The 16061-nt window shown below is 73.1% G+C and carries 13 protein-coding genes; 8 read left to right on the forward strand and 5 right to left on the reverse strand.

The genetic code is table 11. The annotated features are described in order from the left end of the window. Nucleotides 1-9 precede the first annotated feature (9 nt). Nucleotides 10-492 (reverse strand): hypothetical protein, encoded by a 483-nt coding sequence (locus ACGFML_RS14350; protein ID WP_393543433.1) that lies wholly within the window; start codon nt 490-492, stop codon nt 10-12. Next, nucleotides 489-1139, reverse strand: a complete 651-nt coding sequence (locus ACGFML_RS14355; RefSeq protein ID WP_393543435.1) for a winged helix-turn-helix transcriptional regulator — start codon at nt 1137-1139, stop codon at nt 489-491. Before ACGFML_RS14355 ends, ACGFML_RS14350 begins: the two co-directional genes overlap by 4 nt. Before the next feature lie 123 nt (nt 1140-1262). On the opposite strand from ACGFML_RS14355, the gene ACGFML_RS14360 reads away from it, so the two are divergent. Then, the gene (locus tag ACGFML_RS14360) at nt 1263-2474 is read left to right on the forward strand and encodes a pyridoxal phosphate-dependent aminotransferase (RefSeq protein WP_393543436.1); all 1212 of its coding nucleotides are present in this window, start codon (nt 1263-1265) and stop codon (nt 2472-2474) included. 60 nt (nt 2475-2534) lie between these two features. On the opposite strand, the gene ACGFML_RS14365 is transcribed toward ACGFML_RS14360, so the two are convergent. Then, the gene (locus ACGFML_RS14365) at nt 2535-3770 is read right to left on the reverse strand and encodes an FAD-dependent monooxygenase (RefSeq protein ID WP_393543438.1); all 1236 of its coding nucleotides are present in this window, start codon (nt 3768-3770) and stop codon (nt 2535-2537) included. A gap of 480 nt (nt 3771-4250) precedes the next feature. Between ACGFML_RS14365 and egtA the strand changes: the two genes are divergently transcribed. From egtA to ACGFML_RS14395, 6 genes are all read left to right on the forward strand, one after another. After that, entirely contained in the window at nt 4251-5597 is a 1347-nt protein-coding gene (gene egtA, locus ACGFML_RS14370; RefSeq protein WP_393543440.1) for an ergothioneine biosynthesis glutamate--cysteine ligase EgtA, read from the forward strand. Next, nucleotides 5594-6913: an ergothioneine biosynthesis protein EgtB gene (gene egtB / locus ACGFML_RS14375; protein ID WP_393543442.1), complete on the forward strand. Its 1320-nt coding sequence runs from the start codon at nt 5594-5596 to the stop codon at nt 6911-6913. The genes egtA and egtB overlap by 4 nt, the downstream gene beginning before the upstream one ends. Before the next feature lie 55 nt (nt 6914-6968). Next, nucleotides 6969-7724 (forward strand): ergothioneine biosynthesis protein EgtC, encoded by a 756-nt coding sequence (gene egtC, locus ACGFML_RS14380; RefSeq protein WP_393543444.1) that lies wholly within the window; start codon nt 6969-6971, stop codon nt 7722-7724. Continuing rightward, on the forward strand, nt 7721-8683 hold the full coding sequence (gene egtD, locus ACGFML_RS14385; protein WP_393543446.1) for an L-histidine N(alpha)-methyltransferase: 963 nt from the start codon (nt 7721-7723) through the stop codon (nt 8681-8683). Before egtC ends, egtD begins: the two co-directional genes overlap by 4 nt. Before the next feature lie 196 nt (nt 8684-8879). Next, nucleotides 8880-9791, forward strand: a complete 912-nt coding sequence (locus tag ACGFML_RS14390) for a phosphatidylinositol-specific phospholipase C domain-containing protein (RefSeq protein WP_393543448.1) — start codon at nt 8880-8882, stop codon at nt 9789-9791. Between the two features lie 222 nt (nt 9792-10013). Further along, nucleotides 10014-10925: a trypsin-like serine peptidase gene (locus ACGFML_RS14395; RefSeq protein ID WP_393543449.1), complete on the forward strand. Its 912-nt coding sequence runs from the start codon at nt 10014-10016 to the stop codon at nt 10923-10925. Nucleotides 10926-10936: 11 nt separating this feature from the next. Here ACGFML_RS14395 and ACGFML_RS14400 read toward each other — a convergent pair whose 3' ends face one another. After that, the gene (locus tag ACGFML_RS14400) at nt 10937-11971 is read right to left on the reverse strand and encodes a phosphatidylinositol-specific phospholipase C domain-containing protein (RefSeq protein WP_393543451.1); all 1035 of its coding nucleotides are present in this window, start codon (nt 11969-11971) and stop codon (nt 10937-10939) included. 155 nt (nt 11972-12126) lie between these two features. On the opposite strand from ACGFML_RS14400, the gene ACGFML_RS14405 reads away from it, so the two are divergent. Continuing rightward, on the forward strand, nt 12127-12702 hold the full coding sequence (locus tag ACGFML_RS14405; protein ID WP_393543453.1) for a DUF2165 domain-containing protein: 576 nt from the start codon (nt 12127-12129) through the stop codon (nt 12700-12702). Between the two features lie 177 nt (nt 12703-12879). On the opposite strand, the gene ACGFML_RS14410 is transcribed toward ACGFML_RS14405, so the two are convergent. Then, nucleotides 12880-16056 carry a bifunctional cytochrome P450/NADPH--P450 reductase gene (locus tag ACGFML_RS14410; protein WP_393543455.1) on the reverse strand — a complete coding sequence of 1059 codons (3177 nt, stop codon included), beginning with the start codon at nt 16054-16056 and terminating at the stop codon, nt 12880-12882. Between the last annotated feature and the right edge of the window lie 5 nt (nt 16057-16061).

Here is a 16061-nt window from a genome sequence, read left to right on the forward strand (position 1 = left end):
CCGCCGTGACTACGTACGGCCCGCGCGCTCCTGAGCATCCTTCAGGGTCGCGGACGGAGCGGCCCACCGCGCCCGGACGACCGCGAACCCCGCCGCCTCGCAGTCGTCGCACACCAGCTCGTCGTCGTCGACGACGTGCCGGACCTCGCGGTCGCGGGCGATGCGGCGGAGGATCTCCAGCTTGGTCCGGCGGGCGGGGCGCCGGTCGTTGTGCGGGCGCATCCACAGGGCGCCCTCGGGCAGACCGTGCCGGGCGAGCCAGTCGAGGGTGTCGCGCCGGCAGCGTTCGGGGCGGCCGGTGAGGTAGACGACCTCGCAGTCCTCGGCACTGCGCAGGGCGAGGGCCACTCCCTGGGTGAGCGGAGGGTCCTCGGTGGCCGCCTTGAAGAAGGCCCGCCAGTCGCGCGGGGTGCGCTGGAGCAGATGCTGGCGATGACCGGAGTCGGCAAGGGTGCCGTCCAGGTCGAAGACCGCCAGGGGGCGCGTCGTCATGCCGTCGTCGTCCTCTTTCGTCGCTGCCGGCCGCCGGATCCTTCGGGGAGGCCCACCACGATCCTGCCGGATTCGATTCCCTGCGCGAGGGAGAGCTGGTCGTACGCGATGTCGGCGCAGGTCGCGGCGTCCATCCGCAGCCGGATGTCCGGGTGTTCGGCGGGGCCGTCGGCGTAGCCGGGGCCGTCCGGGCCGTCGAGTGTGACATGGAACTCCCCCTCGTCCAGGGCGATGTCGACCACGTCCGTGCCGTCCGTGAAGTGGCGGCCGAGCCGGGTGACGAGCGGGAGCGCGAACCAGTGGGCGCGGACCGCGTCCGTGGGGCGCTTCTCGTCCAGGTCGGGGGCGCCCCAGTCGGCGAGCGCGGTGAGCGCGGGCAGCAGGGTGCGGCCGCGGTCGGTGAGTTCGTAGACGAAGGCGGCACCGGGCGGGGCGAGCCGGCGGCGGGTGAGCAGTCCGTCGCGCTCCATGTCCCGCAGGCGGGTGGCGAGCATGTCCGTGCTGACGCCGGGCAGATCGGCGTGCAGATCGGTGTACCGCCGGGCGCCGCCGAGGAGCTCCCGGACGATCAACAACGTCCAGCGGTCACCGACGGCGTCCAGGGCTCGGGCGAGGGCGCAGTACTGGTCATAACTTCGGCGCGGCATGCCGTCAGCATAGACAATGGTTGGACTTTCCAAGTCGCTACTTGGTAAAACCAAGCAGGCAAGTACGGTGTAACGAGAGTGCAGCCGCACCGCGCGGTGCGCAAGGGACCGGGAGACCACCGCATGCAGTTCAAGCAGTCCAGCAAGATGGCCGACGTCTGCTACGAGATCCGCGGGCCGGTGATCGAGCACGCCAATGCGCTGGAGGAGGCGGGGCACAGCGTGCTGCGGCTGAACACCGGCAACCCCGCGCTGTTCGGCTTCGAGTGCCCCGAGGAGATCCTCCAGGACATGGTCCGCAATCTCTCCGGCGCACACGGCTACACGGAGTCCCGCGGCATCCTCCCGGCCCGCCGCGCAGTCGCCCAGCGCTACCAGGATGCCGGGTTCGCCGAGGTCGGCGTCGACGACGTCTACCTCGGCAACGGCGTCTCCGAGCTCGTCTCGATGACCGTGCAGGCCCTTCTCGACGACGGCGACGAGGTCCTCATCCCCGCGCCGGACTTCCCCCTGTGGACGGCGGTCACCACCCTCGCCGGCGGCAGGGCCGTGCACTACCTGTGCGACGAGTCCGCGGACTGGCTGCCGGATCTCGACGACCTCGCCTCGAAGATCACCGACCGGACCCGGGCGATGGTCATCATCAACCCCAACAACCCGACCGGCGCGGTCTATCCGCGCGAACTGCTGGAAGGCATGCTCGATCTCGCCCGCCGCCACCAGCTGATGGTCTTCGCCGACGAGATCTACGACCGGATCCTCTACGACGACGAGGTCCACCACCACGCCGCGGTGCTCGCCCCCGACCTGGTGTGCCTGACCTTCAGCGGCCTGTCCAAGTCGTACCGCGTCGCCGGCTTCCGCTCCGGCTGGGTGGTCGTCTCCGGCCCCAAGGAGCACGCCGCCGACTATCTGGAGGGCCTGGACACCCTCGCCTCCATGCGGCTGTGCCCCAACGCCCCCGCGCAGTACGCCATTCAGGCCGCGCTCGGGGGACGCCAGAGCATCCAGGACCTCGTCCTGCCGGGCGGCCGGCTGCGCGAACAGCGCGACATCGCCTGGGAGAGGCTGAACGAGATCCCGGGCGTCTCCTGCGTCAAGCCCAAGGGCGCACTGTACGCGTTCCCCCGCCTCGACCCCGCCGTGCACCGGATCCACGACGACGAGAAGTTCGTGCTCGATCTGCTGCTCCGCGAGAAGATCCAGGTCGTCCAGGGCACCGGCTTCAACTGGCCTCGCCCGGACCACTTCCGCATCCTCACCCTGCCGCACGCCGACGACCTCGACGCCGCGATCAGCCGGATCGGCCGGTTCCTGGCGGGCTACCGGCAGTGAGGGCCCCCCGGGCACGACCCGGGGCGCCGCCCGGCCCCGCCGTCGACTCCCGGCCTCGCCTCAACTCCCGGCCTCGACGACTCCGTCGGCGGACGCGGCGAGGCGGTCGTAGTCCGGCAGGTCGATGTCTCCCGCCTTGGCGAACTGCGCGGCAAGCAGATTCCGCATCGGCCAGCGGGTCATCGAGTTCATCGAGGCGTTCCGCAGTCGGATGCCGAGCGCGCTGGAGGGCGCGTATCCCGCCGCGCCGCCGGGCGGCAGCTCCTGGGCCCGGCCGACGTAGGGACGCATGACCCGGTCGTAGTTCCGGAAGGCGACGCGGTGGTCCCCCTCGGCGGCGGCCAGTTCACCGGCGAGGACGTAGGCACCGACCAGCGCCAGGCTGGTGCCCAGGCCGGTGAGCGGCGTCGGGCAGTAGCCGGCGTCGCCGAGCAGCACCACCCGGCCGCGGGACCAGGAGTCGAGGCGCACCTGGCCCATGGAGTCGAAGAAGAAGTCCGACGCGGAGCGCATCGCCCGCAGCAGGAGCGGCACCTGCCATCCCGCACCGGCGAAGCGCCGGGCCACCAGGTCCTGCTGCGCGGCGGTGTCGCGACGGTCGTACACGAGGGGCGCGGACCGGAAGCTGAGGCCCGCCTTGATCTCGCCGGGGAGCCGGCCGGGCCGGGCCGACGCGACGAGCCCGCCGGGCGCGTTGTGCATCTGGTACCAGCCGTCGAGAGGCAGTTCCTCGGTGGCGGTGAACCAGGCGGTGTAGAGGTCCAGCGGCCGGACGTACTGCGACTCCGGGCCGAAGGCCAGCGCGCGTACCACGGAGTGCAGCCCGTCCGCGCCGACGACCAGCCCGAAGCGGCGCGGGGCGGCCTTCTCGAAGGTGACGGTGACGCCGTCGTCGTCCTGGTCGAGCCCCGTGACGGTGTCGTCGAAGAGGTACTCGGTGTCCGGCACGGTGGCGTCGTACAGCAGGCGGCCGAGGTCACCGCGGAGGATCTCGATCTCGGAGACGATCCCCTCGCCGCCGAAGCCGTCGGCCGGCATGCGCGCGGCGATCCGGCCGGAGGCCCGGACGATCGCGAGGCCGCGCTGGTCGACGGCGGCCCGGCGGGCTCGGTCCATCAGACCCATGCGCGTGATCACCGTGCGGCCGGCGCCGCGCAGATCCACGGTCTGGCCGCCCGGCCGGGGCGCCGGGGCCCGCTCGACCACGGTGACCGTGTGGCCGGCCCGGCGTAGCCAGTAGGCGAGTGCGGGTCCGGCGATGCCGGCGCCGGAGATGAGTATGTCGGTGTTCCCCATGGAGCGAATATACGACGTAAACAACAGTGCCCACAAGCCCTGAACTGGGGGCAGGGACAGGGAAATTCACCCATAGCGCACTAGTGCCCTACCTCTTCCCCGCCCCTTTTCGTCCGTCTGTTTCGGTGGGGCGCGGCGCCCTTCCCCGCACAGCGGGAGACCCGGCACGCCCCAAGCCGCACTAGTGCACGGAGCGGCTCGCGACAGCGCGGCGGGCGGGGCCCGGAGTGAGGGCGAACCGGGGCCGTCCAGCGGGCGGCGGCACGGTCGGTCGCTCCGCGTGCCCGGCGGTCACCCGGCGGCACCGGCCCTCACCCCAACGGACCCATCGCTCACGAATTGTTGCCGCCCGCCGACTTCAGCGGCCTTCGGCCGCCCGCCACCGTCCGCAGGGGCCGATGCGCCCTTGAGCGCGGGGCGGCGAGCCGCTTAGGTGGAGGACGGTAGACCTGCCGGTGCCCCGGAGGGGAGAAGGACCCGATGCCCGTAAGACCAGCGGCGACCGAGGCGGACCTCGAAGCCCACCTGCGCGGAATATGTTTCAAGACCGGCCCGCCACGGCGGCTCGGCGTCGAGATCGAACTGCTGGTCCACGACGCCCGCAACCCCCGATGTCCGGTCGAACAGTCCCGGCTGCACACCGCGGCCACGGCGCTGCGCGCCCTGCCCCTGCACTCCCTTCTGACCTTCGAACCCGGCGGCCAGCTGGAGCTCAGCTCGCTCCCCGCCACCTCCCTCACCGCCTGCATCGACTCCGTCGCGGCCGATCTGGCGCTGGTCCGTCCCGCCATGCGTGCCATGGGGCTGGGCCTGGCCGGACACGGCCACAATCCGTGGCACGCCCCCCACCGCATCCTGACCGATCCCCGCTACGACGCGATGGAGTCCTATTTCGACCGCTGGGGCGGCGCCGGTCGCGCCATGATGTGCGCCACGGCGTCCGTGCAGGTCTGCGTCGACGCCGGGTACGAGGAGCCGGGGCCGCTCGGGTACGGCCGGCGCTGGCTCTTGGCGCATCTGCTGGGCGCGGTGCTGGCCGCGGCCTTCGCCAATTCACCGACCAGCGAGGGCTGCCCGACCGGCTACCGCACCACCCGCCAGGTCGTCTGGTCCCAGCTCGACCCGGACCGCACCCTCGCGCCGCCCCAGGAGGCGGACCCCCGCGCCGCCTGGGCCCGCTACGTGCTGGACGCCCCGGTGATGTGCCTGCGGTCCGAGAACGGCCCCTGGGACGCGCCGCAGGGACTCACCTTCCGTGAGTGGATCCGTACGGGCCTGCCCAGAACCCCGACCCAGGAGGATCTCGACTACCACGTCACCACCCTCTTCCCGCCGGTCCGGCCGCGCGGCCACCTGGAACTGCGCATGATCGACGCACAGGCGGGCGACGGCGGCTGGATCGTGCCGCTGGCCGTGACGGCCGCACTGTTCGACGACCCGGAAGCGACGGAGACCGCCTACCGCATCGTCAAACCCCTTGCGGAGACGGCCGGTTCGCGACCCGCACCGCGCAATCCGCTGTGGCGGCGCGCGGCCCGCGGCGCGCTGACCGACCCGGAGCTGCACGCCGCGGCGGTGGCCTGTTTCGCCGCCGCGCAGGAAGCGCTGCCCCGGCTGGGCGCCTCCCCCGCCGTGCGCGCGGCCGTCGCGGACTTCACCGAACGCTATGTGGCGCGCGGCCGCTGCCCCGCCGACGACCATCTCGACGCCCTGTACGCCGGGGAAGCCGACCCCGCGTACGCCGCCGACCCCGCGTACGCCGCCGACGCCCCGGACGTCACCGAGCCCCCGGCCGGCGGTCGCATTCCCTGGAAGGACATCCAGTGACCATCGACCCCGAGTCGCTTCGTGAGCGGGCGGCCTCGGCGCTGCTCGCCGCCCGCGACCGTACCCGCCTGCTGACCACCTGCGTCGAGGAACCCGACCTCCTCGCGCAGCACTCCCCGCTCATGTCCCCCCTGGTCTGGGACCTGGCCCACATAGGCAACCAGGAGGAGCAGTGGCTGCTGCGGACGGTCGGCGGCCGAGACCCGCTGCGCCCGGACATCGACTCCGTCTACGACGCCTTCGAGCATCCGCGCGCCATGCGCCCCTCGCTGCCGCTGCTGGCACCCGCCGAGGCACACGGCTACGTCGCCGAGGTGCGCGGCCGGGTGCTGGACATCCTGGAGTCCAGCCCGCTGCACGGCGGCCCGCTGCTCGAGTCCGGCTTCGCCTTCGGCATGATCGCGCAGCATGAGCAGCAGCACGACGAGACCATGCTGATCACCCACCAGCTGCGGCGCGGGCCCGCCGTGCTCACCGCGCCCGCCCCGCCGGCCGCCTCCGACGACATCCTCCCCTCCGAGGTCCTGGTCCCCGGCGGCCCGTTCACCATGGGCACCTCCACCGAGCCCTGGGCACTGGACAACGAGCGTCCCGCGCACCGCCGGCTGGTGCCCTCCTTCCTGATCGACACCGCGCCGGTCAGCAACGGCGCGTACCGGTGTTTCCTCGAGGACGGCGGCTACGACGAGCCACGCTGGTGGACCGAGGCGGGCTGGGCCCATGTCCGCGAGCACGGGCTGCGTGCGCCGCTGTTCTGGAAGCGGGACGGCGCCCAATGGCTGCGCCGGCGATTCGGGGTGACCGAGCCGGTGCCGCCGGACGAGCCGGTGCTGCACGTCAGCTGGTACGAGGCGGACGCCTACGCGCGCTGGGCGGGCCGCCGGCTGCCGACGGAGGCGGAGTGGGAGAAGGCCGCCCGGCACAATCCGGCCGACGGGCGGGCGAGGCGCTACCCCTGGGGGGACGAGGACCCGACCCCGGCCCACGCCAACCTCGGCCAGCGCCACCTCGGGCCCGCTCCGGTCGGCAGCTACCCCGACGGCCGGTCGGCCTTCGGCGCGGGGCAGTTGATCGGTGACGTGTGGGAGTGGACGGCGAGCGACTTCCTGCCGTATCCGGGCTTCGCCGCCTTCCCCTACCGGGAGTACTCGGAGGTGTTCTTCGGCGACGAGTACAAGGTGCTGCGCGGCGGGTCCTTCGCGGTCGACGCGGTCGTCTGCCGGGGAACGTTCCGCAACTGGGACCTGCCGGTGCGGCGGCAGATCTTCTCCGGGTTCCGCACCGCGCAGGACGCCGACCCGATGGCGGGCGCATGAGGGCCGCCCGGAGCACGGCGGGCGGCGCCCTCCACCACCGGGGAGGCATCGGCTGATGTGCCGTCACCTCGCCTACGTGGGGCCGGAGATACCCGTCCGCCAGGTGATGCTGGAGCCACCGCAGGGGCTGTACCGCCAGTCGTGGGCACCGCGCCGCCAACTGCACGGGACGGTCAACGCCGACGGGTTCGGGGTCGGCTGGTACGCCGCCGATGACCCGGTACCGGCCCGCTACCGCCGGGCCGGCCCGATCTGGGCCGACGACCTGCTCCCCGACCTGGCGCGGGTGGTGCGCACCACAGCGCTGCTCGCCGCCGTCCGGGACGCCACCGAGGCGGGGGCGGACGCCGAGGCCGCGGCGGCACCCTTCGCCGCCGGCCGGCACCTGTTCAGCCACAACGGCGCGGTGCTCGGCTGGCCCGACTCGCTCGCCCCCCTGGCCGCCGCGCTGCCTGCCGTCGAGCTGCTGCGGCTGCCCGCCCGCTGCGACGCGGCGTTCCTGTTCGCGCTGCTGCGGAACCGGCTGGCGGAGGGGGAGGAACTGGGCGAGGCGCTGGCCGGCACCGTCACGGCCGTCGCGGCGGCCGCGCCCGGTTCCCGGCTGAATCTGCTGGCCACCGACGGCACCACCATCGCCGCCACCACCTGGGGCGACACCCTCTTCCACCTGACCGTCCCAGGAGGCGGCACCGTCGTAGCCTCCGAGCCCTACGACGACGCCCCCCAGTGGACCGAAGTCCCGGACCGCACCCTGGTGCGTGCCACACGGACCGACGTCCACCTCACCCCGCTCAAGGAGCCCGCCGCGTGAGCAGCCTCAGCATCACCCGCACCCTCCCCGCCGACGACACCTCCGCCGCGCTGCGCGCCGATGTCGCCCGGGGGCTGACCCGTACACCCAAGCAGCTGCCGCCCAAGTGGTTCTACGACGCGCGCGGCAGCGAGCTCTTCGAGGAGATCACCAAACTTCCCGAGTACTACCCGACCCGCGCGGAGCGGGAGATCCTCCTCACCCGCGCCGCGCACATCGCCGCGGCCACCGACGCCCGCACCCTGATCGAGCTGGGTTCCGGCTCGTCCGACAAGACGCGCCACCTCATCGGCGCGCTCACCGGTCTGCACACCTATGTGCCGGTCGACGTCAGCGAGTCGGCCCTGGCCGCGGCGGGCAAGGCGCTGCTCGTCGAGCACCCCGGGCTGACGGTGCACGCCCTGGTGGCCGACTTCCAGCGCGGCCTCACCCTCCCCGAGTCGCCCGGCCCGCGGCTGCTCGCCTTCCTCGGCGGCACCCTCGGCAATCTGCTGCCCGAGGAGCGGGCCGCGTTCCTGCACTCTGTGCACGGCCTCCTGGAGCCGGGGGACGCCCTGCTCCTCGGCACCGACCTGGTCAAGGACGAGGCCACGCTGGTCGCGGCCTACGACGACGCGCAGGGCGTGACGGCCGAGTTCAACAAGAACGTGCTGCATGTCATCAACCGCGAACTGGGCGGCGACTTCGACCCCGCCGACTTCGCGCACGTCGCGCGGTGGAACGCCGAGCGTGAGTGGATCGAGATGCGGCTGCGGGCCCGCAAGGACCTGACCGTCAAGATTCCCGGCGTGGACCTGGCCGTGTCCTTCGCCGAGGGGGAAGAGCTGCGCACCGAGATCTCCGCGAAGTTCCGCGAGGACGGCGTGCGCCGGGAACTCGCCACCGCCGGCATGGAATTGAGCCAGTGGTGGACGGACAGCGCGGACCGCTTCGCGCTGTCCCTGTCGGTCCGCACCTGACACCGGCCGGGCGCCGCCGCCACTCCCGCCCCGGCCGTTGCGGCCCCGCCCGGCCGGGGCCGCCGGCCGGGTGCCGCTTTCGCCGCCCGTATGGTTCGATGCCCCGATCACACGTTCGTAGACGGGCGTACGCGGGCCTGCGCGTACGCGTCGGGCAGCCGTGCGGCATGCAGCGTCGAGGGGCAGGGGTGGCGGAATGGGACTGGACCGGCGGGGTTTTCTCCGGGGTGCGGCCGGATTGTCGGCGGCGGGAGTGCTGGCGGGCGTCGGCAGCACGCAGTTCACGGCCGGCGCGGCGGGGCGGGGTTCGCCGCTCGCCGCGGCCTCCGTCCAGGACTGGATGTCGGCCCTGGCCGACGCGACCCCCGTCCAAGGGCTGACGATCCCGGGCACCCATGACTCCGGTGCCCGCCTCGGCGGCCCCTGGGTCGCTTGCCAGAACACCGCCATCGACGCCCAGCTCGCCTCCGGCATCCGCTTCCTGGATGTCCGCTGCCGGGCGACAGACGATGCCTTCGCCATCCATCACGGCGCCTTCTACCAGGAGCTGATGTTCGGTGACGTGCTCAATGCCTGCCGGGCGTTCCTGGGGTCCCACCCGACCGAGACGGTCCTGATGCGGGTCAAGCAGGAGTACTCGGAGGTCGCCGCCGAGGAGTTCCGCCGGATCTTCGACCGCTACCTCGACGACAAGGGCTACCGCTCGCTCTTCCGCCTCGACGGCGGCCTGCCGACACTGGGCCAGGCCCGGGGGAAGGTCGTCCTACTGGCGGACTCCGACGGGATGCCGGGGGTGCGGTACGCGGACCCCGCGCTCTTCGACATCCAGGACGACTACATGGCCGAGCCGTTCGGGAAGTGGCCGAAGGTCGAGGCCCAGTTCCGCAAGGCGGCCGCCGGGCCCGGAAAGCTGTACGTCAACTACGTCAGCACCTCGGCCCTGCTGCCGCCGCGGTCCACCGCGGACCGCCTCAATCCGCAGGTCAAGAGCCTGCTCACGGGCTCCGGCGCGAGCGGTTGGCGCGGCCTGGGCATCGTCCCGATGGACTTCCCGAACGAGTTCGGGCTGGCGCAGACGCTGATCGGGCACAATCCGGCGACCGCGTAGCGGCGGAAGCCGGACTGCCGGGCCGCCATGCCGCAGACTAGGCAAGATGTCTTAAATGTCTGGTTCTGGGTCGACCTGTCCGTACGACGGGGCGGGCCCGCTGATGCGGCGAGGCGGCAGCTGGTGGAGACGGACGAGTGCGGACGGACCACGGCGGGCGGGCCGCCGCGGCCCACGGAGGCGGCCGGGCGCGGGCGGGCCCGGGGCGGAGCGCCCTTGCGGGTGACCCTGGCACTGCTGGCGACGACGCTGATGGCGGGCGGTACGGCGGTGGTGCTGTGGTCCGGGGGGCGCGATCCGTACCTGGCCTCCGGGGACCCCGTCGCGGGCGTGTACGTTCCCGGGCTCCGCGCCGGGAACGCGGCCGCCGCCGCGGTACTCGCCGGGCCGTACCGGGAACGGCCGGGACCGCCGCCGCACCTGGCGGCGGAGCGCGCCGGCCCGCCCGCCCCGTTCTCGGCGTCCCGTCCGCCGGTCGCGTCACCCACGACGCCCCTGCCGCCGGTGGGCGCGCTCTTCTCCCCCGGCGACGACGGCGACCCCACCCACCACTGCACGGCGAGCGTGGTGCACTCCCGCGCGGGCGATCTCGTCGTCACCGCCGCGCACTGCGTCCATGACGGCGGCTTCCGCACGCGGCTGGTCTTCGCGCCCGGTCTGCACGACGGGATCGCACCGTACGGCCTGTGGGTGCCCAGCCGGATCGACGTCGACCCGCGCTGGATCCGCGACCGGGACCCCGACCGGGACGTGGCCTTCCTGCGCATGCGCCGGGCCGGACCGGATCCGGACGACCGCACCATCGAGGAGGTCACCGGCGCCGAACGCATCGGCTTCGGCACTCCCCCCGGCCGCCCCGCCCAGCTGACCGGATACCCCGACGACCGGGACACCCCCCTCGCCTGCCGGCACACCGCGGACGCCCAGGGACCGACCCAACTCCGCTTCTCCTGCCCGGGCTTCCCCAACGGCACCAGCGGCGGCCCGATGCTCACCGACGTCGACCCGACCACCGGTACCGGCTCCCTGATCGGGGTCATCGGCGGGCTGGACGAGGGCGGCGACGACGCCACCTCCTACAGCAGCCGCTTCGACGCGGGCGTGGCGGCGCTGTACCGGCGGGCCACGGCGTAGCCGGGGGCCACTCAGGCGCCGCGCGGCACCACCGTCTCGAGCACCGACGGCAGCGGATACCAGTCCGCCGTCGCGAAACTCGCGTGTGCGGCGGCGAGTTGGGAGACCCGGGCCAGCGCCTCGGCCTCGGTCGGATGCGTGCCGTCCAGCACCGGCGGGACCTTGTGCGCGTCGGTCATCACGAGGAGGTAGTGGCGGGTGTCGTACCAGGCGGTGTCGATGCTGCCGTTCAGGTAGGTCGCGGCGTCGCCGTCGAAGACCACGAACCAGGGCCGCAGCGCGGGGTCGGCGTAGCGCTCCCTGGGGTCGCCGGCGACCGCGCCGTGGACCGCGGGGAAGGCCGTCGACCGGTCCAGGGCGCCCTGCGCGGCAAGGTCCTTGAGATGGGAGGCGTACTCCACGTCGGTCCACAGCTTGTCGAGGGGGTTCTGCTCCTCGACCGTGCCGGGTATCAGCTCGATCAGGAACTTCCCGGCCAGCGCGGAGCGGGCGGGCCAGCCGTTGGCGCGGACCGCCTCGTCCGGGGTGCGGTGCCCCGCCGTGAGGTCACCGGGGCCGTAGACCGCGTCGCCCAGCTTCTGCCGTACCAGCGCGTCGAATTCGGCGGGACCGCGGCCGCCCTTGGCGTTGAAGCCGTCCTTCATCTCGATCTTGACCAGGATCGGGCGGTGGCCGGGATGGGCGTCGTGCCAGGCCCTCATGTCCGCGAGGCAGCCGCCGAAGTCCTGGTCGCGGTCCTTGGTGCGCAGCTCCGCGGCGTTCGCTGCGCCCTCGCAGTTGTTGTTGTTCCCCAGCGGGTTGCTGTGCGAGACCCGCCAGGACCTGCCGAGCCCGTTGGACCAGATGTCGAGTTCCACCAGTGCGGCGCCGGAGTCCAACGCATCCGCGAAGTAGGGGTACTTGTCTTTCTCGTAGGCGTTGTGGACACCCACCGAGGTGCTGGTGTCATATGTCGTGGCGGCCGGTTCGGCACCCGCCGGTCCGGTCACCGCGATCACCGCCGCCGCCGCGACGGCGACCGTCCCCACGCATCGCTTCCCGTTCATGTGCCCCGCTTCCCCTGATCCTCGCCCGGTCGGTCGCCCGGTCGAACCGGCAGCAGCGTACGGGACCCGGGTACGGCGGGAGCCAGGGGGCCCGGGCGTCGGGCGGGCGGCGGTGAGGCGAACGGAAGACGGCATCGAGCAACAGTGGAGAGAGAATGACCAGCAAGACGCAGACCGCGCAGACGCACAGATCGCTGCCGCTCGCGGCGACCGTGCTGACCGGGACGGTCGCGCTCTACATCGCGCTCGTCGCCTTCGGGAACATCACGGACTTCGGCACCAACCGGGAGTTCGTCCGCCATGTGCTGGCCATGGACACCACGTTCAAGGACCCGGACCTGATGTGGCGGGCCATCACCTCGCGCTCCCTTCAGGACGCCGCGTATCTGGGCATCGTCGCCTGGGAGACGGTGACCGCGGCGGTGCTGGTGGTGGCGACCGCACAGGGGGCCATCGGGCTGCGGCGCGGCGGGTTCGCCCGGGCCCGGCGGACGGCCACCGCCGGGCTCTTGATGATGCTGCTGCTGTTCGGGGCGGGATTCCTCGCCGTCGGCGGGGAGTGGTTCGCCATGTGGCAGTCGCACGACTGGAACGGCCTGGACGCGGCGGCCCGCAACTTCACCGTGGCCGGAATCGTGCTGGTACTGGTCCATCTCAAGGGCTCCGGGGACGACGTGGTCGACCGGGCCGCAGAGACCGCCGAGGCCGCCGAGGCCGCAGAAGGGCGGTAGCCGCCGCGCCCCCACCCGCGATGCGGTACCCGGTGAACCGTCGGCAGCGGGTAGCGCTCCCGCTCCCGCGGACCGGCCCGGCGGGCGAGGCGCCCCGGGGTGGTGCGACCCTCAAGGCCGCACCACTCCGCGGTGGCCCCGGTACGCCCCCGGAGCGAGGCCCCTACCCTCCGGAGCTCACCCCGCCGCGTACACATCCTCGATGTAGCGCCCGGCAGCGGTCAGTTCGCGCAGCCATGCCTCGGACTCCTGCGGCGAGGCGCCGACCGCGGCACCGTGCAGATCGCGGAAGGCGGCCCGGACCCCGGGCGCCATGCGGCTTCCGTCGCCGCAGACGTAGACCCGGGCACCCGCCCGCAGCAGTTGCCACACCTCCGCTCCCTCGGCGGCGATGCGGTGCTGCACGAAGAGGTGGCCGTTCTCCGGCCGGGCGCTGAAGACGGGGTGGAGGGAGACGGCGCCCGCCTCCTGCGCGGCGGTGAGTTCCGCGGCGTGCAGGAAGTCGCCCGCGGGGTCGTCGCAGCCGAAGTAGAGCCGGGCGGGCGTGGTGCGGCCGGCGGCGACGCGGTCGGCGACGGCCCCGCGGAAGGGCGCGAGGCCGGTTCCGGCGGCGACCATGATGACGGGCGTGGGGTCGTCCGGGTCCAGCCGGAACGCCTCGCGGCACGGCTGTACACGGGCCAGGACGGTGTCGCCGGGCCGCAGCGTGTGGAGATGGGTCGAGCCGGTGCCGCCGGGCAGCAGCGAGACCATCAGGTCGGCGTGCCGGTCGTCGGTGGCAGGCGACGACGAGAGGGAGTAGTGCCGGGTGCGCAGCGGGGGCAGCAGCTCCAGGACGGCCGCCCAGGGCAGTGCGCCGCGCAGCGCCGGGTGGGCCTCGATCAGGTCGATCACGGTACGCGGGTCGTCCTCGGCGAGGGCTTCCAGCGCCGCCCGCTCGGGCGGGCAGGGGTTGTGGGCGGCGAGCAGGGCGCTCTGCTCGGGCGTGGACCGCATACCCAACTCGAGGTGATGCGTGAGAAGTTGGCGCACCGAAAGGGGACGGTCGACGGGGAGCGCGTCCCGGGCGGGGCGGCCGGAGTGCAGGGCGAGAACGGTGTCCGGGTCGACGCCGAGCGCCCGTGCGGCGCGGTCGACCGCGGTCGGGGGGTTGGCCGGGAGCACCGCGAGATGGTCGGCGGTGCGGTAGCCGACACCCTCGGGCAGCGCGATGCGCAGGAAGCGCTTGGGGCGCGGCCAGTCCGGTGCGGTGAGGTCGTAGGACTCGGTGACGGTCATCTCGACGAGGTCGTGCCGCGCGGCAAGTGCGTCCAGCGGGCCGCCGGTGATCTCGGTGACCGTGTAGCCGGTGTCCGCGGCGGCCGGGGCGCCCGCGCCGATGCTCGCCGGATCTCCGTAGCGCGCGAGGAGCCGGGTGCGCAGTGCGCCGGCGAACTCCTTGACGGTGCCGTTCAGGTCGCCGGAGGCGTCGGCCTCGGTGCGGGGCAGGAGCCGGTCGCCGCCGAGTGCGTCGAGGCGGTCGTCGATGAGGGTCGGCACATGCTGGTAGGTGGCGGCCCAGTTGCGGTCGCCGACACCGAGGACGGCGTACGGGACGCCCGCGGCGGCGCCTTCGGGGGCGGTGCGCAGCCGGCTGACGAAGGCGGCCGCGTCGTCGGTGGGCTGGCCGTTGTAGGAGGCGGCGACGATCGCCACGGGCCGGTCGGCGGCCAGGCCGTCGGCGTAGGCGTCGAGCGGGGCGACCTCGGTGGCGAAGCCCAGTGCGGTCGCCTCGTCGGCGAGCCGCTCGGCGAACTCGCGGCAGGTGCCGTAGTTGGTGCCGTGCAGCAGGAGCAGCCCGGTGTCCTGCGGGACTCGGGTGGGCAGTGTGTCGTCGGTGGCGGGGCCGTCCTCGGCGGGGGTCGTGCCCCCGGGCAGGACGGCGAGCGCGGCGCGGGTCGCCGCGCGGTCCGCGGGGGTGCGGGCGGCGAGGCTGAGCGTGAACGCCTCGGGCTTGAGGGTCAGCGTCTCCTTGATGCGCAGCTGGTAGCCGGTGTGGTCGATCAGACGGTAGCGGTGCACCAGGAGGGCGAGCAGCATGATCGCCTCGTGCAGCGCGAACTGCCGCCCGATGCAGGCGCGTTCGCCGGTCCCGAACGGCTTGTAGGCGTGCGGTGAGCGGGCCGCCTCGGCCTCCGGGGCGAACCGGGAGGGGTCGAAGAGTTCGGGGTTGTCGCCCCAGGCCGGATCGCGGTGCAGCATCGGCGTGAGCACCGTGACCTGGTCGCCGGCCTTGAGCGGGTGGCGCCCGCCGAGCAGAGTGTCCGCACTCGCCTGACGGGTGAACGCGGCCGCGGTCGGCCACAGGCGGAGCGCCTCGTTGAGCGCCTGCCGGGTGTACGGCAGCCGGCCGATGTCCTCGAACGACGGGTCGGGGTCGGGGTTGTCCCCCCAGAGCTCGTCCGCCTCGCGCTGGGCCAGGCGCAGCGCCGCCGGGTCCTTGAGCAGGTGGTAGAGGGCGAAGGAGAGCGCGCCCGAGGTGGTCTCGTGGCCCGCGATGAGGAAGGTGATGACCTGGTTGCGGATGTTGGCGAGGTCGAGGGTGGGGCCCTGCTGCCCGTCCTTCCCCTCCCGGCCGCCGAGCATCAGACCCAGCAGGTCGTCGTCCCCGCTCTCGCCGCTCGCGGTCCGGGCGGCGATCACCTCGTCGACCACGGACGCGAGGTAGTCGGCGTCGGCGCGGAACGCCGCGTCCTGCGCGGTGTGGTCCTCGCCGGCCTTGCGGGCGAACTTGCTCATGCTCCACTGCAGGCAGCGGACCATCGCGTCGACGAACGGATGCGGGGTGTCCCTGGCGAACGACTCGAAGTCGAAGCCGAAGCCCGCGAGCCCGATGGTGTCCAGCGTCATCCGGGTCATGTCCTCGGCGACGTCGACGGCCGAACCGTCCGCCACCCGGCGGTCCCAGGCGGCCATGACCCGGCGGGCGACCTTGAGCATCGCCGGGTGGTAGGTGCGCATGGAGCCGAGCGCGAAGGCCGGCATCAGCACCTCGTGGGCCTTCGCCCAGTTCGGCTCGTCGTTGTACGCGGTGAACAGACCGTCACCGGCGAACTCTCTGACGTTCTCCAGGACCACCGACACGCCCTTGGCGAAGCGGTTCTCGTCCGCGAGCTCGGTGACCAGTTCCAGCGAGGAGACGAACACCGTCTCGCGGTCGCCCAGCCGGCGCCGGAAGACCGGGCCGTGTTCCCGGGCCAGGTCCATGGTCTGCTGGAGCGGCGTCGAGCTGAGACCGGCCGCCGTGGTGTCGACAAGCGGTATGCCGTCTTCGGAGGCGGGTCCGTCGGTGTGGAGCGCGAGAGTGTCGGTCATGTCTC

It is taken from the genome of Streptomyces sp. NPDC048650, assembly GCF_043199095.1.
Taxonomy (GTDB): domain Bacteria; phylum Actinomycetota; class Actinomycetes; order Streptomycetales; family Streptomycetaceae; genus Streptomyces.

What these genes read in the sequence shown, in the direction of transcription:
- egtC (WP_393543444.1), top strand. Translation starts at nt 6,969, where the DNA reads ATGTGCCGTCACCTCGCCTACGTGGGGCCGGAGATACCCGTCCGCCAG.
- ACGFML_RS14390 (WP_393543448.1), top strand. Translation starts at nt 8,880, where the DNA reads ATGGGACTGGACCGGCGGGGTTTTCTCCGGGGTGCGGCCGGATTGTCG.
- ACGFML_RS14405 (WP_393543453.1), top strand. Translation starts at nt 12,127, where the DNA reads ATGACCAGCAAGACGCAGACCGCGCAGACGCACAGATCGCTGCCGCTC.
- ACGFML_RS14360 (WP_393543436.1), top strand. Translation starts at nt 1,263, where the DNA reads ATGCAGTTCAAGCAGTCCAGCAAGATGGCCGACGTCTGCTACGAGATC.
- ACGFML_RS14410 (WP_393543455.1), bottom strand. Translation starts at nt 16,056, where the DNA reads ATGACCGACACTCTCGCGCTCCACACCGACGGACCCGCCTCCGAAGAC.
- egtA (WP_393543440.1), top strand. Translation starts at nt 4,251, where the DNA reads ATGCCCGTAAGACCAGCGGCGACCGAGGCGGACCTCGAAGCCCACCTG.
- ACGFML_RS14400 (WP_393543451.1), bottom strand. Translation starts at nt 11,971, where the DNA reads ATGAACGGGAAGCGATGCGTGGGGACGGTCGCCGTCGCGGCGGCGGCG.
- ACGFML_RS14355 (WP_393543435.1), bottom strand. Translation starts at nt 1,139, where the DNA reads ATGCCGCGCCGAAGTTATGACCAGTACTGCGCCCTCGCCCGAGCCCTG.
- ACGFML_RS14350 (WP_393543433.1), bottom strand. Translation starts at nt 492, where the DNA reads ATGACGACGCGCCCCCTGGCGGTCTTCGACCTGGACGGCACCCTTGCC.
- ACGFML_RS14365 (WP_393543438.1), bottom strand. Translation starts at nt 3,770, where the DNA reads ATGGGGAACACCGACATACTCATCTCCGGCGCCGGCATCGCCGGACCC.